The organism is Aquimarina sp. Aq107 (assembly GCF_943733665.1).
Classification (GTDB): domain Bacteria; phylum Bacteroidota; class Bacteroidia; order Flavobacteriales; family Flavobacteriaceae; genus Aquimarina.
This window is the reverse complement of record NZ_OX030782.1, coordinates 2,299,954-2,322,157: the sequence shown is the minus strand read 5'-3', so window position 1 is coordinate 2,322,157 and position 22,204 is coordinate 2,299,954. Positions and strand designations below refer to the sequence as shown.

The following is a 22,204-nucleotide window of genomic DNA, read 5'->3' as shown; positions in this document are numbered from 1 at the left end:
TAAGTAGAATTTGTAATAAAATAAACTTCCAAGTTCTATATTTGCAGATATCTTAAAACAAATAGCTAGTAGTTAATAATACTATGGTTATTTTAATGAATTTAGGTTGATTGTTAAGAATATTTAAAATTTAGACTTAATGAAGGAACATACTTTGTTTGATAATACCGAAACTGCTTTTGCTTTAAAAAGTGATTCGGAACTGGAAAGAGCATATTTTCTTTTTAAAATGATTGCTAATGAACCTCTTGTTCGTATTGGTACTGCAGTAACCAATTTTGCGTTGAAAGCCCATTTACCTGTTAAAGGATTAATTAGGGCAACGGTTTTTGATCATTTTTGTGGTGGAGTGGATGAAGAAGATTGTTTGCCAGTTGTTGAAAAAATGTATGATAAAGGAAGAGTTTCTTCTGTCTTAGATTATTCTGTTGAAGGTAAAGAGGAAGAAGAGCAGTTTGATCACGTGCTTAAGAAGATATTGAAAATTCTTGATTTTGTAGATCAAAAAGAAGCAATTCCTTTTGCTGTGTTTAAACCTACTGGTTTTGGCAGATTTCTAGTATGGCAAAAGAAAACAGAAGGTACTCCATTAACTAAAGAAGAAGAACAAGAATGGAAAAGGATAGAAGAACGTTTTGATCAGGTATGCAAAAAAGCATACGAATGTGATGTTCCGCTGTTAATTGATGGAGAAGAAAGTTGGATGCAAGATGCTGCGGATGAGTTAGTGGCCAAAATGATGCATAAATACAATAAAGAAAAAGCAATAGTATATAATACATTGCAGTTGTATAGACATGATCGATTAGCTTATTTAAAAAAGTTGCATGAAGAGGCGAATGTATACGGATTTAAGATCGGAATGAAGATTGTTCGTGGAGCTTATATGGAAAAAGAAAATGATCGTGCTTCAGAAAAAGGATACCCAACTCCAATATGCGAAAGTAAAGAGGCTACAGACCTTAATTTTAATACTACTTTAGAATATATATTAGAAAACTTAAATGATATTTCTGTATTCATAGGTACTCACAATGAAATAAGTTGTTATCAGGCTATTGAATTGATGAGAAAACAAAAAATAGTAAAAAATGATCCTAGAGTTTGGTTAGGACAGTTGTATGGTATGAGTGATCATATTAGTTTTAATCTAGCTTCAGAAGGATATAATGTTGCTAAATATTTACCGTTCGGTCCCGTAAAGGATGTTATGCCTTATCTTATTAGAAGAGCAGAGGAAAATACTTCTGTTGCTGGTCAAACAACTAGAGAATTAGATTTACTATCTAAGGAGAGAAAAAGAAGAAAGTTATAATAACGTATGAATCTAAATCAGGTTACTGTTCCGTCTAAAAATGTGGAAGAATCTATTTCTTTTTATGAGAAATTAGGTTTAGTGCTAATTGTAAAAGCATTACCGCATTATGCTAGGTTCGAGTGTAAAGAAGGAGAAGCTACTTTTTCTATTCACGAAGTTGAAAAATTACCAGAGGAAGATGGTGTTTATGTTTATTTTGAAACGGAACAACTAGATAAAGAAGTGGATAGGCTAAGATCTATAGGTATAGAATTCAATTTACTACCAACAGATCAAAGTTGGTTGTGGAGAGAAGCAAGACTTAAAGATCCGGATGGGAATAATATTATTTTATATTTTGCTGGTGATAACAGGAAAAATCCTCCTTGGAGAATAAGTGAGTAGTGATACTCAGTACTAGATAAAACTTTTAAAACTGAAATTAATTCTGGTATAGATCCTATAAATAGTAGAGTAAAGAAAGCTATATTTTCTAGAGATAATAGAACAAGGTTGTTAAAGAAGTTTGATTTAATTATTGAATAGATTTCATAACGGTTTCTAAAGTATTTATAACGCTAAAAATTTCTTCTTTGTTTAAAGCAGCAAACCCTATTCTTATCCCATTGTGTCCTAAGTGGTTATTATCATAACGCCTCCATTCTGGATTAAAGGCTATATTTAGTTTTAGAGCTTCCGTCATTACTACATCCCAATTATATGGCTGTTTTAATTGTACCCAAACTGCCATTCCTCCATTTGGAGTTTCAAAATCAAAAAAATCACTTAGTTTCTCGTTCAGTAAACCGCAGAATAGGTCTCTTCGTTCTTTATAAATTTTTCGAACTTTGTTGCTATGTCTTTGAACATCTCCATTGATGATCATTCTTGCCAATGTTTGTTCTAATAAAGTATCACCTTGTCTATCGATAATACGTCTTAATCTTGCTGCCTCGTCTATAACGTCTTTAGATGCAATAAAATAGCCAATTCGTAAAGCAGGAGCAATAATTTTTGTAAACCCTCCAATATAAATTACGTTTCCTTGGGTATCATTACTCGCTAATGGTAAAATAGGGGCGTTGCGGTAATGAAAATCATAATCATAGTCATCCTCTATAATTGCAAAATTATTCTCTTGTGCTAGATTAAGTAAATGCATACGTCGTTCTGCGGATAGAGTTACAGTTGTAGGATGGTGATGATGAGAGGTAACGTAAACAGCACTAATCTTATTTTTTTTACATATTTTTTCAATTTCCGTGGTACTGATACCTTGTTGATCTACCGAAACACGTTTGATAATACCTTTTGCTTCTATAAATGTATTATCAGCTGTCATATAATTGGTGTTTCCTGTAATAATAATTTTCTGATCATCAAGGAGTAATTTACTTGCAAGGTAAATTCCCATTTGACTGCCTCTTGTTATAAGAATGTTATCCGTAGATATTTTTAACCCTCTTGTTTGATTTAGATACGATACTAGTGCTTTGCGTAAATCGAAATTGCCATGCGTATCACCATAGGTTAATAATTCTTGATAATGTTTTTTATTTGTAATGTTTCTATAGTTTCTTGCAATATCTTCTATAGGTGCTAATCGGTGATCTGGGACTCCTTCATCTACTTTGAGAGAAGCTTTTATGGTTTCTATTCCTTTTATAAACAGGTTTTTACGTTTTTTGAATTCAAAACCCGATGTATTTTTTAATAAGACAGGTTTCTTGGAGTTAGCAAGTTTTTTTGGGCTTATAATTGGTAAATTATGATTAACGAATGTACCTTTTGCTGGAATACTTTCTATCCAGCCTTGTGATGTTAGTTCATCATAGGCTGCGACCACAGTTTTACGATGTATTTTCAAATCTTCAGATAATTTACGTGATCCAGGAAGCTTTGTAGAAGGAGCTAGTTTCCCGGATTTGATAAATCCAATCAATTGATCGCATAATTGTAAGTAGAGGTGTCGACTTGAATTTTTATCTAAATCGATGTTGCTCTTAAATGGAAATATAACCGGACTACTCATAATATGCAAACTGGATTAATTAATACACCATAAAACTACTAATTTTGATTTAAATCAAAAAAAGAACAAGTAATGTCAGAATATAAAGTTACCCCTCTTAATAAAGTAATTAGAGGGGCAAAAAGAGCTACCTACGATAAGATGGAAATTAATAAGATTTTGGATGATACCTTTTTATGTCATGTAGGATATGTTTGGAACAATCAAGCAATAGTGATACCTACAGCGTATGGAAGAGAAGGAGACACGATTTATATTCATGGTTCGTTAAAAAATAGAATGATCGTTAATTTATTGGAAGAAGGTAAAGCAAGTATTTCTGTAACTCATCTCGATGGTTTGGTTTTGGCAAGATCTGCATTTCATCATTCTGCGAATTATCGATCTGTGACTGTTTTTGGAAATGTACGTAAAGTGGAAGATCCTAAAGAGAAGATGAGTGCTTTAGAATGTATTTTAAATCATATGGTTCCGGGACATTGGAATAATATAAGAAAACCTAATACTAAAGAATTTAATGCTACATTAGTAATGGCTATTAAAATAGATACTGCCTCAGCTAAGGTAAGGGCAGAAGGTGTTGTGGATGAAAAAGAAGATCATAATTTACCAATTTGGGCTGGTGTCGTACCTATTAAACAAGTTGCATATGAGCCTATTTCGGAATCTGATTTAAACCCTGAAATTAAAATCCCTAATGCTGTATCACAATATGTGAATGATAATAGTTAAGGTAGAATCAAATTTAATTAGTATGTTAGAAATTAGACCCACCTGTGAAAACTGTAATGTATCATTACCTAATGATAGTAAAGAGGCAATGATTTGTACTTTTGAATGTACTTTTTGTAAAAATTGTGTAGATACTGTTTTGTTTAATGTTTGTCCAAATTGTGGAGGTGGTTTTACTAAAAGACCATCTAGGCCTACCAAGTTATTAGAAAAATATCCTTTAAGTACCAAAGTGGTTTATAAACCAGTAAAACTTGAAAAATTCAAGAAATTACTAGAAAAGTTCAGAGGTACTAACCCTAGAGAACGATAGAGATGGTTTGTTAGGATATAGATTTCCTTTTTTCTCTAGTTTTTTGTTCTACAAAAACCCAAACAATAGCAAGAACAATACCTGAGCCTAAGACAATAAATTTTGCATTGGTAAAGCAGATTTTGATTTTTGGATGATTAGTAAGAAACTCTAATTATTTTAAAATCTCTAAAGCATTCATTCTAGCAATAGAATCGCAATTTGCTATATGCAGTCCAATATTTTTTTCTTTAATCTGCCCTTCTATAAAATAGGTGTTACATGAATCTAATTTAGTATTGCTTTTTCCAAAATCCACATTTCCAGTAATTAATATAGATGAGATGTCTGCAGTATCTATGTTATGGATTTGCATGGAACTTAAAATATCTTCGGAGAATACACGCTCTTTAATTCTTATGTTTTTTAATACTCGAGCATTGGGAGAATAGTCGCAAGACGCGTTTTTTCCTCCTAAGAAAAACAGGAGTAAAAATAATCCGATAATAAATCCAAAAAAGTAAAATCCCAGTCTATGTGCTAGTTTCATATCTTTCTAAAATGAAGCTTCAAAAGTAAGGAAAGTTTTGGAGTTACAAACTTTCTAAATAGGAAAGAAGATTATAAAAAAAATCCTTTTCCTTAGTGTTTTTCAGGTATTAAAATTATAGTATTAAAAGGTTGATGTCTCTATACGACAGGTCAAACCAATCAGCTATAGATTTACTTGTGAGAATTCCGTGATAAAAATATAATCCACTTTTTAAACCTCGATCAAAACGAACTGCATTCTCTATACCACCTTCATCTCCGATTTGTAATAAGTACGGAGTAAATATATTACTAATAGATAAAGATGAAGTTTTTGCATATCGTGATGGGATATTAGGAACACAATAATGCACTACACCATGTTTTGCAAAAGTTGGATGATCATGAGAGGTTACCTCGCTGGTTTCAAAACAACCACCCATATCGATACTAACATCTATGATTACAGCACCATTTTTCATGCGCTCTACCATAGTTTCAGAAACAATGATTGGCGATCTGTTTTTTCCTCTAACAGCTCCAATAACTACATCACAGCGTCTCAAGGCTTTTAATAAATTTTTGGGTTGTATTGTTGAGGTGTATAATGGTCGTCCTATGTTAGTCTGAATACATCTAAGTTTTGTAATAGAGTTGTCAAAAACTTTTACATTAGCACCTAATCCTATAGCAGAACGAGCTGCAAATTCTCCTACCGTACCAGCACCAATAATAACTACTTCTACGGGAGGAACACCACTTATATTCCCCATCATTAATCCAGAACCTTGAGTGGAACTACTCATTAATTCTGAAGCAATTAATACAGCTGCCGTTCCTGCAATTTCGCTCAATGCACGAACTGCGGGATAAGCTCCGTCTGCATCTCTAATAAATTCGAATCCTAAAGCTGTAATCCTTTTTTTTGCCAATTCTTGGAAATATATCTTGGATTGTGTTTTTAGTTGTAACGCAGAAATTAAAACTGTTTGTGGATTGATATGCGTTAATTCTTCTATTGATGGTGGTTCAACTTTTAGAATAATAGGGCAACCAAAAACTTTTTTAGTATCATTTGTGATCTCTGCACCAGCCTCACTATATTCGCGATCAGTAAAACTTGCTCCTAATCCTGCATTAGTTTCTAATAATACTCGATGACCATGAGCTGTTAACGCAGCAACGGCATCCGGAGTTAAACATACTCGCTTCTCCTGATAACTAGTTTCTTTAGGTATGCCTATAAAAAGTTTTCCTTTTTTTCGAGCGACTTCAATCATTTCTTCTTGAGGCAGAAGCTGTTCTTTGGTAAAAGGAGAGGTTGGTTTGCTCATCTGTGTGATATTCTTTATCTCAAATTACGAATAAAAAAGGATAGCATCCAAATTTAGTATTACCGTATTTGCAAAGGTTTATATAAGTAATGCAGAATTACATAAATAAACCCCTTGTATATTTAAATACACATAAATTATTAATGTTTCACAACTAGCGAAATCGATTCCACCAAGATTTTTTATTCGATTTGTTAATTTCATCTAATTCAGATAAATCAATATTATGGATTTTGTCAAATATTTTGACGCGAATCGTATAGACAATAGAAATTATTACAACAACGAAAGGGATTGAATAATAAATCTCCTGATTATCAACTATTTCAGAGTCTTCATTTAGGATGGATATAAGCTGAAAAAAATATAACCCAATTGGTATTAGAATTATTTTACTCCACCAATGCTTACAGGTGAAAAACCATATTATAAAGAGTGTAAGAGGAATTAATTTACTTAAAGCTACCCATATAAAAGTGCTTACGCTTTCGTAGTATTTGCTTTGATAAGTGAAAAAAGAATTTTCCCAGATGGCACCATCTGGGAAAATATCTGTGAAATAAAACAAGAAAGGTATAAAAGCTATTAAAACTGCTATTATACTACCCGTTCGCAGGCTTTTTAATTTTTGGTTTGATGTGTGTTGACATTGATTTGGGGATGTTTTTTCCTTGTTGGGTGTTGTCATTTTGTGTGGTTGAGGTATTGAGTTTTGTCTGGTTGTCATTATCTACATCGGAGAATATGTAGGTTGTTAGGGAAAATAAAAAACTAAAAATAATGGTTGTTGTGATTTTCATCTTTATAGGGTTTAAATTAGTTATGGTCCCAAACTTAGATGAAAATCTATCGGTAGCTCAATTCAAAAAAATTGTAGTTTTGCAAGCTGTAAGAAGGTTATTTTGTTACTGCAAAAAAGTATATTCCTTACGTGATTCCTGTTAAAAAACATATTTTTATCGATTAAGTACTAGTAAAAAACAACAATAAAAATAGGTTATTCTAGCTGTAAGAAAAAGCGTAACTCTGTTAAAGTTTATTAAAATGACTTTTTTAACATCTTTTTACCCTAAAAAAAGTACTCTTTTACCATCGTTTAATAGCTCAATTTTAATTTTAACACTATTTTCTGGTAATAAATTGGATATTTTTTCTGGCCATTCTATAAATACCCAAGCATTGGTGTCTAGGTATTCTTCAAAACCAATATCATAAGCTTCTTCTTCGTCTTGTATTCGGTAAAAATCAAAATGATAAATGGTGTTTTCTTCACCTTGGTATTCATTTACTAAAGAGTAGGTAGGACTAGAAATGGTATCACGTACACCTAGTTGTTTGCAGATCTCTTTAATTAAAGTTGTTTTGCCAACTCCCATTTCTGCATCAAAAAGCAATGTTTTATGTTTGGAGTGGGTAATAATGTGTTGTGCAGTTTGCGAAAGTTCGTCTAGGGTATACGTTATCTTCACTACAGTTTGTTTTTAGAATGACTTGTCAAAGTTAATAAAGCGTATGTACTATTATATTTTTTAATAGTACATACGCTTTTATAATAAATGTTTTATTTATCGCGGATTTAACACCGCAAACGGAATAATCATTTCTTCAAGAGAAACTCCTCCGTGTTGATATGTATTTCTATAATATCCAACATAATGATTGTAATTGTTTGGATACGCAAAGAAATAATCTCCTTTTGCAAAGATAAATGAACTACTCATATTAATGGATGGTAGATGAATAGATTTCGGATTTGTAGCTGCTAATACTTCTTTATCTTCATAAGTAAGACTCTTTCCAGTTTTATATCTTAGGTTTAAACTAGTATTCTTATCACCAATCACCTTAGAAGGGTTTTTTACATTAATGGTCCCGTGATCTGTAGTAATTAATAATTTAAATCCCATTTGCTGTGCTTGTTGTATCATCTCTAACAAAGGAGAGTTTTTAAACCAGCTTTGGGTTAATGACCTGTATGACTTGTCGTTCGAAGCCAACTCTTTAATCACTTCCATTTCAGTTTTACTATGCGACAACATATCTACAAAATTATAAACAACAACTGTTAGATCATTGTCTTTAAGTCCTTTAAAATTAGCTGCCAAGGTTTTTCCAGATCTTTCATTTGTGATTTTATAATATTCGTGCTTAATGTCAAGACCTAGTCTTTGTAATTGCGCAGTAAGAAACTCATTTTCGTTCATGTTTTTACCACCTTCATCCACATCGTCTAACCAAAGATCCGGATGTCTTTTCTTCATGTCGGCAGGCATAAGACCGGAGAAAATAGCATTACGGGCATATTGTGTTGCAGTTGGTAAAATACTACAATACGATATTTCTTCTTCTTTTTTGTAATAGTTATTTACAATGGGTTCAAATGCTTTCCATTGATCATACCTAAGATTATCAATTACTACAAAAAGTGTTGGTTGTTCTTTACTTAACTCTGGAACTACTTTCTCTTTAAAAAGTGTATGAGACATAATTGGAGCGTCTCCATCTCCGTTAAACCAGTCCGGATAATTCTTGTCAATAAATTTACAGAATTGAGAATTTGCTTCTACTTTTTGAGATTCTAAAATCTCAAACATTCCGGTATCTTCAATATCTTCTAATTGAATTTCCCAATACACTAGTTTTTGGTATAAATCAACCCATTCAGAATAGGAATTTACCATAGCCATATCCATAGCTATTTTTCTAAATTCCTGCTGATAATTTGAAGTCGTTTTTTCAGAAACTAATCTAGAATGATCTAAATTCTTTTTTAGACTCAGTAAAATTTGATTCGGATTTACGGGTTTAATTAGATAGTCAGCAATCTTGCTTCCAATTGCTTCTTCCATAATATATTCTTCTTCACTTTTAGTAATCATTACCACAGGAAGGCTGTCATTCTTTTCTTTGATCTCCGCTAATGTGTCAATTCCTGATAGTCCGGGCATATTTTCGTCAAGAAAAACGATGTCAAAATTTTCATCTTCAAGTGTTTCAATCGCTTCAGTACCACTTTGGCATTTGGTAACTTGATAATTTTTCTTTTCGAGAAATAATATATGTGGTTTCAATAAATCAATTTCATCATCTACCCAAAGTATCTTTATGTTGCTCATTATTATGTTATTTTTTTATTCGTTATTACCGGATGGTTATGTCACAAAACGACTAAATGAGTATAGTTTATATAATTCTTACTCTTTAGTTTCATTTCATTTAGTGACTGTTTCTATTTTAAATAATTACAATTTTACTTTATCAATATATAAGGATATAGTATAATTCATATCAGTTAATTCGTAATTCTGAATCCATACATATATATTTGTTGATAAAAGTACTATAAACTTGAAAAAAAGAAATAAACTCAAAATATTAAACGATCCAATTTACGGTTTTATTACCATACCTAATGAACTAATTTTTGATCTTTTAGAACATCGATATTTTCAAAGATTACGTAGAATATCTCAGATGGGCTTATCATATTTAGTGTATCCAGGGGCGCATCATACTAGATTTCATCATGCTTTAGGATGTATGCATTTAATGCAAAATGCAGTGCGAGTCCTTCGTTTTAAAGGAGTTAGTATTTCTGAGGATGAAGAAGATGCATTATATATAGCTATATTATTACATGATATAGGACATGGTCCTTTCTCTCATGCGATGGAACATAGTATAGTTAATGAAGTAAATCACGAAGCAATTTCCTTGATGTTTATGGAGGAAATCAATAAAGAATTTAACGGGAGTTTAACGCTCGCTATACAAATTTTTAAAGGAGAGTATCACCGTCAATTCCTGCATCAGTTGATTTCTGGACAATTAGATATGGATCGTTTAGATTATCTAAAGCGAGATAGTTTTTATACCGGAGTCGCAGAAGGTAATATTAATAGTGAACGTCTTATCACCATGCTAAATGTTGAAGAGGATGAATTGGTAGTTGAAGAAAAAGGGATATATTCGGTAGAGAAGTTTTTATTAGCAAGAAGACTTATGTATTGGCAAGTATACTTACATAAAACTAGTATAGTAGCCGAAAGTCTATTGATTAGAGTTCTAAAAAGAGCAAAAGAATTAGTTGATCAAGGAGAAAAATTAAATGCTAGTAAACCTTTGTTGTTTTTTCTAGAAAATAAAATAACTGCAGATAATTTTACAAAAGAGGTTTTAGAAACTTTTTCGAAGTTGGATGATTATGATATAGTATCAGCTATGAAGGAATGGGCAACTTCTGAAGATTTTGTTTTACGAAATTTGTGCAATATGATTATCGATAGAGATTTATTGCGTATAAAGATTAAAAAGAAAACATTTAATGCGGATAAAATAGATAAACGTATAAATGATTTTAGATTAAAATCTAACATTTCTGAAGAGGAAGCACGTTATTTTATATTTACAGGAATGATTTCTAATCAGGCTTATCATCAAAATAAACAGAATATAAATATTTTATATAAATCAAGCAAAATAGTTGATATTGTGAGTGCTACGGATCAATTTAATTTGAAGGCGTTATCAAAACCAGTGACTAAATATTTTATATGTTATCCAAAGTACATAGATTAACACATTTTTTATACTTTTGTTGCTAATGATTTTTACAGCCACACAAATTGCAGGTATTCTAAATGGTGAAATCGAAGGAGATGAAACCGTAGAAGTATCAAAACTAGCAAAGATAGAAGAAGGGACTAAAGGTTCGCTAACATTCTTGTCTAACCCCAAATATACTCCATACATTTATTCTACTGATGCGTCAATTACAATAGTAGATAAAACATTTGAAGCTGAGTCTAATATTAAGACTACTTTAATTAGAGTGGATGATGCGTATAAAGCATTTTCTCAGTTGTTGGATTATTATAATATGGTAAAAATGAATAAAACGGGAATAGAACAGCCCAGTTTTATTTCAGAAACAGCTAAGTATGGAGATAATATATATTTAGGTGCGTTTTCTTATTTAGGAGATAATGTAAGTATTGGAGAAAATGCTAAGATTTATCCTAATGTATATATAGGGGATAATGTTACTATAGGAAATAATGTTGTTGTTTTCGCAGGAGCAAAAATATATTCTGAATCAATAATAGGTGACGATTGTGTTATTCATAGTGGTGCTATTGTTGGTGCGGATGGATTTGGGTTTACACCTAATGAAAAGGGGGAGTACAGTAAAGTCCCTCAGACAGGAAATGTTATTATCGAATCTAGCGTAGATGTTGGCGCAGGAACAACAATTGATAGAGCTACACTTGGATCAACAATTATTAGAAGAGGAGTAAAACTCGACAATCAGATTCAGATAGCACATAATGTAGAGATCGGAGAGCATACTGCAATTGCTGCGCAAACTGGTATTGCAGGATCTACTAAAATAGGAAAACATTGTTTGATAGGAGGCCAGGTTGGTATTGCCGGACATTTAGTTATAGGCAATAATGTTAGAATTCAGGCACAATCAGGAATAGGAAGAAATATTAAAGATGGAGAAGCTATTCAAGGTTCTCCAGCATTAGGGTACTCAGATTATAACAAATCTTATGTACATTTTAAAAATTTACCCAAAATTGTAGATAGAGTATACAAACTTGAGAAAAAGATAGATGACAATGAGTAATTCCGTTGCGAATAAACAAAGAACTATTCAGAAAGAAATAGAGCTCAAAGGAGTAGGGCTTCACACAGGAAAAGAAGTTACACTTACTTTTAAACCTGCACCTGAGAACCATGGATACGCTTTTTGCCGTGTTGATTTAGAAGGCAATCCAATTATAGAGGCAGATGCTAACTATGTTGTAAATACTCAAAGAGGAACAAATCTTGAGAAAAATGGAGTAAGTATTCAAACTTCGGAACATGTTTTAGCAGCTTGTGTTGGTCTAGAAATAGATAATTTATTGATAGAACTTAATGCTTCTGAACCACCTATAATGGATGGATCTAGTAAGTTTTTTATACAAGCTTTAGAGCAAGCAGGTATTGTAGAGCAAGAAGTAGAAAGAGATGAATACATAGTTAAAGATGTAATATCATATACAGATGAAGAATCTGGAAGTGAAATTATCGTAATGCCATCTGATGAGTATCAAGTAACCACAATGGTGGATTTTGGCACTAAGGTTTTAGGAACGCAAAATGCATCTTTAAAGCATCTTTCTGATTTTAAAGAAGAAATAGCAGATGCTAGAACATTTAGCTTTTTGCATGAACTTGAGATGTTATTAGAACATGGTTTGATAAAAGGTGGAGATTTAAATAATGCAATCGTTTATGTGGATAAGGAATTAAGTCCTAGTACCATGGAAAAACTTAAAGTTGCTTTTGGAAAAGAATCTATCGCTATAAAACCAAATGGGATATTAGATAATTTAACATTGCATTATCCTAATGAGGCTGCGAGACACAAATTATTAGATGTTATAGGAGATCTTGCTCTTATTGGAACACGAATAAGAGGTAAAATCATAGCAAATAAACCTGGACATTACGTAAACACGCAATTTGCTAAGAAACTTTCTAAGATTATAAAAATTGAGAAACGTAATAAAGTTCCTAAATTTGATTTAAATCAAGAGCCTTTAATGGATATCAATAAAATTATGTCTATGCTTCCTCATAGACCTCCATTTTTGTTGATTGATCGGATTTTAGAAATGTCGGACAAACATGTTGTTGGGATGAAAAATGTGACTATGAATGAACCGTTTTTTGTTGGGCATTTCCCTGGAGCACCTGTTATGCCAGGAGTCATGCAAGTAGAAGCGATGGCTCAGACAGGTGGTATTTTAGCGTTGAGTACAGTTCCTGATCCAGAAAATTACCTTACTTATTTTATGAAAATTGATAAGGTTAAATTTAAACAGCAGGTACTGCCAGGGGATACGTTAATATTTAAGTTAGAATTGCTTACTCCGATTAGAAGGGGAATTTGTCATATGCAAGCATTTGCATACGCTAACGGAAAGTTAGTGACTGAAGCAGAACTTATGGCACAAATAGTCAAATCAAAATAATTATTTAGTATATCAGTTATTATATATTAAAACATTAAAACAGAATAAATGAATCAGCCTTTAGCATATGTTCACCCAGGAGCAAAAATTGCAAAAAATGTAGTTATTGAACCTTTTACTACGATTCATAATAATGTAGTTATAGGAGAAGGAACCTGGATTGGTTCTAATGTAACTATAATGGAAGGTGCTCGGATAGGTAAAAACTGTAGTATTTTTCCTGGAGCGGTTATTTCTGCAACTCCACAGGATAAAAAATTTAATGATGAAGATACTACTACCGAAATAGGGGATAATACAACTATTCGCGAGTGTGTAACTATCAATAGAGGTACTGCGGATAGAATGAAAACCAAAATAGGTAAAAACTGTTGGATAATGGCGTATTGCCATATAGCTCATGATTGTATAGTGGGAGATAATTGTATTTTTTCTAATAATAGTACGTTAGCTGGTCATATTAATGTCGGAGATTATGTAGTTTTAGCCGGTATGGCAGCGGTACAGCAATTTTGTAGCATTGGGAATCATGCTTTTGTAACTGGTGGTTCATTAGTGCGTAAAGATGTTCCTCCATATGCAAAAGCAGCACGTGAGCCATTATCTTATGTGGGGATAAATTCAATTGGGTTACGTAGAAGAGGTTTTTCCACAGAAAAAATAAGAGAGATACAATCTATTTATAGAATATTATATCAAAGTAATTATAATAACTCGCAAGCTGTAGCAATTATCGAAGCTGAGATGGAAGCTACTCCAGAGCGTGATGAAGTTTTAGAGTTCATAAAAAACTCTCAGAGAGGAATTATGAAAGGATATTTCTCTAATTAATAAATAAAATAGCAATTAAGTAACAAGAAATAACAATGGCAAGTACGAGTGATATTAGAAATGGATTATGTATAAAATATAATCACGATATATATAAGATTATTGAATTTTTACACGTAAAACCAGGAAAAGGCCCTGCTTTTGTAAGAACTAAATTAAAAAGTGTTACTACAGGAAAAGTAATAGACAATACATTTTCTGCGGGTCATAAGATTGAGGATGTTAGAGTTGAGACTCATAAGTTTCAGTTTTTGTATGCAGAAGGTGATACATATCACTTTATGAATACAGAAGATTATAATCAAATAACTTTAGAGAAGTCTACTTTAGATGCTCCTGGATTGTTAAAGGAGGGAGAAGTAGTTACTGTTATTATAAATTCTGAAGATCAAATGCCTCTTTCTGTAGAAATGCCGGCAAGTGTGATTTTAGAAGTTACAGCTACAGAACCTGGTGTAAAAGGGAATACTGCAACAAATGCGACAAAGCCTGCTACAGTAGAAACAGGAGCAGAAGTTATGGTTCCTCTTTTTATTAACGAAGGTGATAAAATTAAGGTAGAGACAGAGAAAGGAACATATAAAGAGCGTATTAAAGAATAATTCGGAAGTCAATTATTAATTCTGAATTTGTAATGATAGAATGAAATTTCCTCAGAAACACACATTAAAACAAATAGCTACCATAATATCTTCGGAATTTGTTGGTAGCCCTGATTTTCCGGTTCTCGGCATGAATGAAATTCATGTGGTAACACCAGGTGATATCGTTTTTGTAGATCATCCCAAATATTACGACAAAGCGTTGGAAAGTGATGCAACTGTTGTGTTGATTAATAAAGAAGTATCTTGTCCTGAAGGAAAAGCGTTGTTGATTTCGGATGATCCCTTTAGAGATTTTAATAAGTTAACTACATATTTTAAGCCTTTCGAGAAAGCTGTTTCTATAGTTGCAGACACCGCAAAAATTGGAGATAATACGGTAATCCAACCAGGCGCTTTTGTTGGTAATAATGTCGTTATTGGAGATAACTGTTTAATTCATTCCAATGTAAGTCTATATGACAATACCATTATAGGCAATAATGTTACAATACATTCCGGAACAGTATTAGGAGCTGATGCTTTCTATTATAAAAAAAGACCAGAAGGTTTTGATAAATTGATTTCTGGAGGTAGAGTTGTGGTAGGAGATAATGTTGATTTAGGTTCTCTATGCACTATAGATAGAGGTGTTACGGGAGATACTACGATCCAAGAAGGTACTAAAATCGATAATCAAGTTCACATAGGTCATGATACTGTAATCGGTAAAAAATGTTTAATTGCATCCCAAGTTGGTATTGCAGGATGTGTTATAATCGAAGATGAAGTTACTTTGTGGGGACAAGTTGGGGTTACCAGTGGTATTACTATTGGAACCAAAGCTGTTGTTTCTGCCCAGTCAGGTATTAGCAAATCGCTGGAAGGAAATAAAAGTTATTTTGGAACGCCTGCAGATGATTTCAGAAAAAAATATAAGGAAATCGCAGCCATTAGGCAAATACCTGAAATAATAGAAAAATTGAAGAACAATGAGTAAAACAGCAAAAGAGGTAGTGAAGTCCTTTTATCAAACGGATTTGATTCATAATATAGATGCCTTTTCTGAATATTTACATCCGGAAGTTGAGTTAAACTGGAACAGCAGTTTCGGCTATAATAAAAAAGGTTTCGAGGATATTAAGATGATGTTTAAGGAAATGTCTAGTTCATTTGAAACTTTTAAATGTGAAATTAGCCATCTTTTGGAAGAAGATGGTATGGTAACTATTAGATATACGTATGTTGCTACGACAATAGAAAGACCAGATAAGGAAGAAGCAATAGCACATTTTATCGCGATCTGGGAATTAAAGAACGATAAATTATATAGAGGATATCAAATTAGTCAACAAGGAGATAATACTCAAGAGAATTTAAAATCATTTTTTTCGAAATAGATTATTTATATCTAAGAAAATAGGTTCGGTTTTTTATAAAAATTTATTAAAAGCTCGATAAAATCAAAAAATCAAAAAAATGTTTTTTTTTGATTTTTCATTTTAACTATAATGTTCAAAACCGTACTTTTGAAACTGCTAAAAAAAATAAAAAAATCATAACGCAATGAGTGTTCTAGTAAATAAGGATTCTAAAATAATAGTTCAAGGTTTTACAGGTAGTGAAGGTACTTTTCATGCAGGTCAGATGATCGAGTATGGTACTAACGTTGTCGGAGGAGTTACTCCAGGTAAAGGTGGTCAAACACATCTTGATAAACCAGTTTTTAATACTGTAGAAGAAGCAGTTAAGCAAGTGGGAGCTGACACCACTATTATTTTTGTTCCACCAGCATTCGCTGCGGATGCTATTATGGAAGCTGCAGATGCAGGAATTAAAGTTATTATAACTATTACAGAAGGTATTCCTGTTGCGGATATGATTACTGCGTCTAATTATATAAAAGATAAGGAATGTCGTTTGATTGGACCTAACTGTCCAGGTGTTATTACTCCAGGAGAAGCTAAAGTTGGTATTATGCCAGGTTTCGTTTTCAAAAAAGGAAATGTAGGTATTGTTTCTAAATCTGGAACGTTAACTTATGAAGCGGCTGATCAAGTTGTTAAGCAAGGACTTGGAATTACTACAGCGATTGGTATTGGAGGAGATCCTATTATTGGAACTACTACAAAAGAGGCTGTAGAATTATTGATTAATGATCCTGAGACTAGTTGTGTAGTAATGATAGGAGAAATTGGAGGTCAGTTAGAAGCTGATGCAGCTAAATGGATTAAAGCGAGTGGTACTTCTAAACCAGTGGTTGGTTTTATCGCTGGAGAAACAGCTCCTGCTGGTCGTACAATGGGACATGCTGGTGCGATTGTTGGTGGAAGTGAAGATACTGCAGCTGCTAAAAAAGCGATTATGAGAGAATGTGGAATTCACGTAGTAGATTCTCCGGCAGAAATTGGTAAAAAAGTAGCTGAAGTATTAGGCTAATAAATACAGAAAAGAGTATTTAATTCTTTTTTAATAATATATAAAGTCCAAGAGGTTTTTCCTTTTGGACTTTTCTTTTGGCATATGTGTTAAAGTATTCTTAAAAATCGTAACATGTATTAACATTTTGCGTTTAATAGAATGTTAAAGAAACAGTAACTTAAACTATTTAAATGAAATCATTAAAATCTCTCTTACTATTATGTTTAGTAGTATTACTTAGTAATTGTAAGAATTCATCAAATCAAGAAAAAACTTCCGAAAAAGAACTTAAAGTAGAAACACATACAGATCCTGCAGGGTTTTCTTACGAGACAGTTTCAAATGATCCAACAGGATTGCGCCTGTATACCTTAGATAACGGTTTAAAAGTCTATTTAGGTAAAAATCAAGAAGAACCAAAAATCCAGACGTTAATTGCAGTTCGAGCTGGGTCAACTTATGATCCTTCTGACAATACAGGTTTGGCTCATTATCTAGAGCACATGGTCTTTAAAGGGACTGATAAAATAGGTACACAAGACTTTGAAAAAGAGAATGTTTTTCTAAAGCAAATTTCGGATTTATATGAAGCACATAAAAAAGAAACAGATACTGTAAAGAAAAAAGAAATATATAAGAAGATAGATGAGATTTCTCAAGAAGCATCTAAGATTTCTATAGCCAACGAATATGATAAGATGGTAAGTTCATTAGGAGCAGAAGGAACAAATGCTTTTACATCTAATGAGCAGACAGTATATGTAAATAAAATACCAACCAACGAATTAGATAAGTGGTTAACTGTAGAAAGTGAGCGTTTTAGTAAGTTAGTTTTACGTTTATTTCACACAGAATTAGAAGCGGTATATGAAGAATTTAATAGAGGGCAAGATAGTGATGGACGTAAGCAGTATTTTGCAGTATTAGAAGGTTTGTATCCAACACACCCATATGGTACACAATCTACAATAGGAATATCAGAGCATCTTAAAAACCCTTCGATGGAGGCAATTCATGCATATTTTGATAAATATTATGTGCCAAATAATATGGCAGTAATATTAGTTGGAGATATTGACTTTGATACTACAATAAAAAAGGTAAATGAATCTTTTGGATCATATAAAAAGAAAGACGTTTCGCATCCTACATTCGAAAAATTAGAGCCACTTGCAACTCCTGTTAAGAAAGAAGTATATGGACCTACAGCTGAGTCTATTTATGTAGCTTTTAGAACTGAAGGCAAAGGAACTGAGCAAGAAGTTATAGTAACTCTTATAGATTATATGCTTGCAAATTCTCAAGCAGGATTGATCGATTTAAATCTAAATCAAAAGCAATTAGTTCAAAATGCTTCGTCATTTACAAATTTTGACAATGATTATGGATTCCATTTGTTATATGGAACCCCAAAAGAAGATCAAACATTAGATGAAGTTAGAGATCTATTATTAGCTCAAATTGAGAAGGTTAAAAAAGGTGAATTTGAAGAATGGTTGTTGGATGCTGTTGTGAACGACTTACGTTTATCACAAATTAGACAATATGAAAACGCATCTTCTACTGCATATTCTTATTTGGATGCATTTATTGGTTTCCAGGATTGGAAAAGTCGCTTAGCGATGTTGGATAATATGAAGGAGATTACAAAAGAGCAAGTAGTAGCTTTTGCGAATACTCTTTATGGTAATAACTATGTAGAAGTTCATAAGATTAAAGGTGAAGATAAAAGTATTGTAAAAGTAGAGAATCCTGGGATTACACCTATTGAGCTTAATAGAGACAAGGAATCTAATTTTTTACAAGAATTTAATAAGTTAGAAGCACCTAGTTTATCTCCGCAGTTTATCGATTACAAAACCGCTATTAAGGAGAACAAAACAAATAGTGGGTTAACTGTATCACATATAGAAAACCCTAATAATGATATATTTAGTCTTAATATCATTTTTGATATGGGTAAAGATCATGATCCAAAAATGTCTTTAGCGGCTGGTTATCTGGATTATTTAGGTACGAGTAAATATACGCCTGAGGAACTTAAACAAGAATTCTATAAAATTGGTGTGAGCTACAATGTTTTTACTGCTGATGATAAAACGTATGTTGGGATTTCTGGATTAAAGGAAAACCTTGATGCAGGTTTAACTTTATTAGAAGATTTATGGAATAATGCAGTACCTAATCAAGAAACATATAATAAATATGTGGATAAAGTTTTAAAAGGGCGTAAGGATAATAAAACTCAAAAGGGTAACATTTTTTGGAATGGACTTATGAGTTATGGAAAATATGGTGAGAATTCACGTTTACGTAATATTTATACAGCTTCGGAATTACAAGCAATGAATCCACAAGAACTTGTAGATAAGGTAAAAGAATTGCGCAATTTTAAACAACGTATTTTTTATTATGGTAATGATGTTAATGGAGCGATAGCTTCTTTAGATAAAAATCATATCGTAAAATCAGAATTGTTAGAGTATCCAGAGAAGACTCAATATTTAGAAAAAGAAACTGGAGGGAACGTATATTTTGTGGATTATGATATGGTGCAGAGTGAAATGCTTTTATTAGCAAAAGGAGCAGAGTTTGATCCTAAAAAGATGGCAGCTTCTAGATTATTCAACACTTATTTTGGTAGTGGATTATCATCTATTGTGTTTCAGGAAATACGCGAATCTAAATCATTAGCTTATTCTGCATTTTCTAGTTATAGTCAAGCTAGAGAGGTGGGTCAATCAGATTATGTGATGGCTTATGTTGGTACACAGGCAAATAAAATGCCACAAGCAGTAGATGCAATGATGGAGTTAATGACGGATATGCCAGAAGCAGAGGAGCAGTTCAATCAAGCTAAAGAAGCTACATTAAAGAAAATTGCTGCGCAACGTATAACGAAATCCAATATCTTCTGGACTTATGAAAACCTTAAGAAAAGAGGCATTGATAATGATAATAGAGAAGAGATGTATAATACCATTAAGAATATGGAATTAGCAGACCTGAAGAAGTTTTTTAATGAAAATATTAAAGGTGAAAATTACAATGTTCTGGTGATAGGTAACAAAAAAGATGTAGATATGAATGCATTGAATAAACTAGGAGATGTTAAGGAGATGGATATAGATTATCTATTTAATTATGAGAAGAACGACAAGGATGTCAAAATGTAATTTATAGATATTGCGATTCTGCTGTTATTAGAATTTCTAGTGTAGCATATTGTAAGTAAGTTATCAAGAAAGAAAAAAATCCACGAATATTATTCGTGGATTTTTTATTAAACTGTATTTAAAAAGTTTTATATGGTCTTTGTCTTACACTTAATAAGAGTAATAAGTTTTTTTAGTATAACTATAGATCTAATTTCTTAGAGTTTATTCGGACTCTAGTTCAATTTCGCTAGTTGGAATGAACATCTCTAACAAGATTGCCAAAAACATTACAATTCCGCATCCTAGCGCATTAAGCCATAAAAAAGGAAGCCAATCCTGCCACCAAACATAAATGATGATCACTTGGGTTACAATTGCTGCAACGAAAACAGCATTACTTTTTACAAACTTTATAAAGAAAGCTAATAAAAAGATACCAAGAACATTTCCATAAAAAACGGAGCCAATAATGTTTACTAACTGTATAAGATTATCAAATAAGTTAGCAAAACAGGCTACTAAAATTGCTAATAATCCCCATATTAAAGTAAAGAATTTAGAAGCATTGACATAGTGTTTTTCACTTTTTTCTTCCCCAACATTTCGTTTGTATAAGTCAATAGCAGTAGTGGATGCTAATGCATTTAGTTCTGAAGCCGTAGAAGACATAGCTGCCGATAATATAACAGCTAATAATAATCCAATTAATCCTTTTGGAAGATTGTTTAAAATAAAATGTATAAAAACATAATCTTTATCATTTGTTTCTACGTCAGAATTTGCTTCTTTAATTAGTTCTTTAGCAGTTTGCCTTGTTTTTTTATCAGATTTATCTAGCGCTACAATCAATTCTTTAGCCTCTTGTTTTTCCTTATCATTAGTGGCACCAATGTATTTTTTAATTGAAGACTCTTTATAATTTTGAATTTCTGATAGTTTATTTTCCAATTCTTTGTATTCCTGCGCATATTCCGAATTTTCTGCAGCTACTGAAGCAGTAGGATTAAAATTAAGAGGAGCGGAATTAAATTGATAAAATACAAATACCATGACTCCAACTAGTAATATAAAAAATTGCATCGGAATCTTCAGTAACCCATTAAATAATAACCCTAACTGACTTTCTTTTATAGATTTTCCGGAGAGATAACGTTGCACTTGGCTTTGATCTGTACCAAAATATGAGAGCATCAAAAATGTACCTCCAATAATACCAGTCCAAACGGTGTATCTATTACTTAGGTCAAAAGAGAAATCTAATACCTCCATTTTCCCGCTAGCTCCAGCAATTTCTAGAGCTTTAGAAAAGGTTATGTCATTAGGTAAGTAGCTTATTATAAGAAAAAAAGCAATAAACATTCCTGTGAAAATAATCGCCATTTGCTGTTTTTGGGTAACACTTACAGCTTTTGTACCTCCAGATACGGTATATGCAATTACTAATATTCCAATAATTATGTTTAATGTTGTCAAGTCCCAACCTAATACTGCAGAAAGTATAATTGCTGGAGCAAAAATTGTAATTCCGGCTCCTAATCCTCGTTGAATTAAAAAGAAAAATGCAGTTATAGTTCTAGTTTTTAAATCAAACCTACTTTCTAAGTATTCATAAGCTGTATATACTTTTAGTTTATGATATAATGGAATAAATACAATACAGATAATGATCATCGCGATAGGCAAACCAAAATAAAATTGGACAAAGCCCATTCCACTATGAAACGCTTGACCAGGAGTAGAAAGAAAGGTGATAGCAGATGCTTGTGTTGCCATTACAGAAAGCCCTATAGTCCACCATTTTGCTTCATTTCCTCCACGAATATAGTCCTGTACGCTTTTGCTGCCACGAGTTTTCCAAACTCCATAGAGTACTATAAACAATAGAGTTCCTATTAATACGATCCAATCTATAAGTTGCATATGTTAGTTGTATGTGGTAAGTATTAGAAAAATAATAGTATATGGTA

General features: G+C 32.3%; 20 protein-coding genes. 13 read left to right on the top strand and 7 right to left on the bottom strand.

The genetic code is table 11. The annotated features are described in order from the left end of the window. The first annotated feature begins 139 nt into the window (after positions 1-139). Together NMK29_RS09790 and NMK29_RS09785 are read left to right on the top strand one after the other, a co-directional pair. Positions 140-1,315 (top strand): proline dehydrogenase family protein, encoded by a 1,176-nt coding sequence (locus NMK29_RS09790; RefSeq protein WP_108804068.1) that lies wholly within the window; start codon positions 140-142, stop codon positions 1,313-1,315. 6 nt (positions 1,316-1,321) lie between these two features. Continuing rightward, on the top strand, positions 1,322-1,702 hold the full coding sequence (locus NMK29_RS09785) for a VOC family protein (RefSeq protein ID WP_108804069.1): 381 nt from the start codon (positions 1,322-1,324) through the stop codon (positions 1,700-1,702). 130 nt (positions 1,703-1,832) lie between these two features. Here NMK29_RS09785 and NMK29_RS09780 read toward each other — a convergent pair whose 3' ends face one another. Then, positions 1,833-3,329 (bottom strand): PLP-dependent aminotransferase family protein, encoded by a 1,497-nt coding sequence (locus NMK29_RS09780; protein WP_108804070.1) that lies wholly within the window; start codon positions 3,327-3,329, stop codon positions 1,833-1,835. Between the two features lie 72 nt (positions 3,330-3,401). Here NMK29_RS09780 and NMK29_RS09775 point away from each other — a divergent pair, with 72 nt between their 5' ends. Together NMK29_RS09775 and NMK29_RS09770 are read left to right on the top strand one after the other, a co-directional pair. Continuing rightward, the gene (locus tag NMK29_RS09775) at positions 3,402-4,061 is read left to right on the top strand and encodes a pyridoxamine 5'-phosphate oxidase family protein (RefSeq protein WP_108804071.1); all 660 of its coding nucleotides are present in this window, start codon (positions 3,402-3,404) and stop codon (positions 4,059-4,061) included. Between the two features lie 22 nt (positions 4,062-4,083). Next, positions 4,084-4,374 carry a DUF1272 domain-containing protein gene (locus NMK29_RS09770; RefSeq protein ID WP_108804580.1) on the top strand — a complete coding sequence of 97 codons (291 nt, stop codon included), beginning with the start codon at positions 4,084-4,086 and terminating at the stop codon, positions 4,372-4,374. A gap of 154 nt (positions 4,375-4,528) precedes the next feature. On the opposite strand, the gene NMK29_RS09765 is transcribed toward NMK29_RS09770, so the two are convergent. From NMK29_RS09765 to NMK29_RS09745, 5 genes are all read right to left on the bottom strand, one after another. After that, on the bottom strand, positions 4,529-4,903 hold the full coding sequence (locus tag NMK29_RS09765) for a DUF4258 domain-containing protein (RefSeq protein ID WP_108804072.1): 375 nt from the start codon (positions 4,901-4,903) through the stop codon (positions 4,529-4,531). 115 nt (positions 4,904-5,018) lie between these two features. Beyond that, positions 5,019-6,218 (bottom strand): alanine dehydrogenase, encoded by a 1,200-nt coding sequence (locus tag NMK29_RS09760; RefSeq protein WP_108804073.1) that lies wholly within the window; start codon positions 6,216-6,218, stop codon positions 5,019-5,021. Positions 6,219-6,372: 154 nt separating this feature from the next. After that, positions 6,373-6,906, bottom strand: coding sequence for a hypothetical protein (locus tag NMK29_RS09755; RefSeq protein ID WP_108804581.1), 534 nt, complete (start codon positions 6,904-6,906; stop codon positions 6,373-6,375). 376 nt (positions 6,907-7,282) lie between these two features. Next, on the bottom strand, positions 7,283-7,687 hold the full coding sequence (gene tsaE / locus NMK29_RS09750; protein WP_108804074.1) for a tRNA (adenosine(37)-N6)-threonylcarbamoyltransferase complex ATPase subunit type 1 TsaE: 405 nt from the start codon (positions 7,685-7,687) through the stop codon (positions 7,283-7,285). 96 nt (positions 7,688-7,783) lie between these two features. Then, positions 7,784-9,334, bottom strand: a complete 1,551-nt coding sequence (locus NMK29_RS09745) for a PglZ domain-containing protein (RefSeq protein ID WP_027391658.1) — start codon at positions 9,332-9,334, stop codon at positions 7,784-7,786. A 232-nt stretch (positions 9,335-9,566) separates the two neighbouring features. Here NMK29_RS09745 and NMK29_RS09740 point away from each other — a divergent pair, with 232 nt between their 5' ends. The 9 genes from NMK29_RS09740 to NMK29_RS09700 all read left to right on the top strand — a co-directional run bounded on the left by NMK29_RS09740 (position 9,567) and on the right by NMK29_RS09700 (position 20,255). Then, complete coding sequence (locus tag NMK29_RS09740) at positions 9,567-10,796, top strand: HD domain-containing protein (RefSeq protein WP_108804075.1); 1,230 nt, start codon at positions 9,567-9,569, stop codon at positions 10,794-10,796. A gap of 25 nt (positions 10,797-10,821) precedes the next feature. Next, positions 10,822-11,850, top strand: a complete 1,029-nt coding sequence (gene lpxD / locus NMK29_RS09735; protein WP_108804076.1) for a UDP-3-O-(3-hydroxymyristoyl)glucosamine N-acyltransferase — start codon at positions 10,822-10,824, stop codon at positions 11,848-11,850. After that, positions 11,843-13,246, top strand: a complete 1,404-nt coding sequence (locus NMK29_RS09730) for a bifunctional UDP-3-O-[3-hydroxymyristoyl] N-acetylglucosamine deacetylase/3-hydroxyacyl-ACP dehydratase (protein ID WP_199726755.1) — start codon at positions 11,843-11,845, stop codon at positions 13,244-13,246. The genes lpxD and NMK29_RS09730 overlap by 8 nt, the downstream gene beginning before the upstream one ends. Positions 13,247-13,294: 48 nt before the next feature. After that, positions 13,295-14,077 carry an acyl-ACP--UDP-N-acetylglucosamine O-acyltransferase gene (gene lpxA, locus NMK29_RS09725; protein WP_108804078.1) on the top strand — a complete coding sequence of 261 codons (783 nt, stop codon included), beginning with the start codon at positions 13,295-13,297 and terminating at the stop codon, positions 14,075-14,077. 35 nt (positions 14,078-14,112) lie between these two features. Beyond that, positions 14,113-14,679, top strand: a complete 567-nt coding sequence (gene efp / locus NMK29_RS09720) for an elongation factor P (protein WP_108804079.1) — start codon at positions 14,113-14,115, stop codon at positions 14,677-14,679. Positions 14,680-14,719: 40 nt separating this feature from the next. Beyond that, a complete protein-coding gene (locus NMK29_RS09715; RefSeq protein ID WP_108804080.1) occupies positions 14,720-15,658 on the top strand; it encodes a UDP-3-O-(3-hydroxymyristoyl)glucosamine N-acyltransferase in 939 nt (312 codons plus the stop codon). Continuing rightward, positions 15,651-16,058 (top strand): nuclear transport factor 2 family protein, encoded by a 408-nt coding sequence (locus tag NMK29_RS09710; RefSeq protein WP_027391651.1) that lies wholly within the window; start codon positions 15,651-15,653, stop codon positions 16,056-16,058. Before NMK29_RS09715 ends, NMK29_RS09710 begins: the two co-directional genes overlap by 8 nt. 166 nt (positions 16,059-16,224) lie before the next feature. Continuing rightward, positions 16,225-17,097 (top strand): succinate--CoA ligase subunit alpha, encoded by an 873-nt coding sequence (sucD, locus tag NMK29_RS09705; protein ID WP_108804081.1) that lies wholly within the window; start codon positions 16,225-16,227, stop codon positions 17,095-17,097. Between the two features lie 173 nt (positions 17,098-17,270). Then, positions 17,271-20,255, top strand: a complete 2,985-nt coding sequence (locus NMK29_RS09700; RefSeq protein WP_108804082.1) for a pitrilysin family protein — start codon at positions 17,271-17,273, stop codon at positions 20,253-20,255. A 204-nt stretch (positions 20,256-20,459) separates the two neighbouring features. Here NMK29_RS09700 and NMK29_RS09695 read toward each other — a convergent pair whose 3' ends face one another. Continuing rightward, on the bottom strand, positions 20,460-22,157 hold the full coding sequence (locus NMK29_RS09695; RefSeq protein ID WP_108804083.1) for a sodium:solute symporter: 1,698 nt from the start codon (positions 22,155-22,157) through the stop codon (positions 20,460-20,462). Positions 22,158-22,204 lie beyond the last annotated feature (47 nt).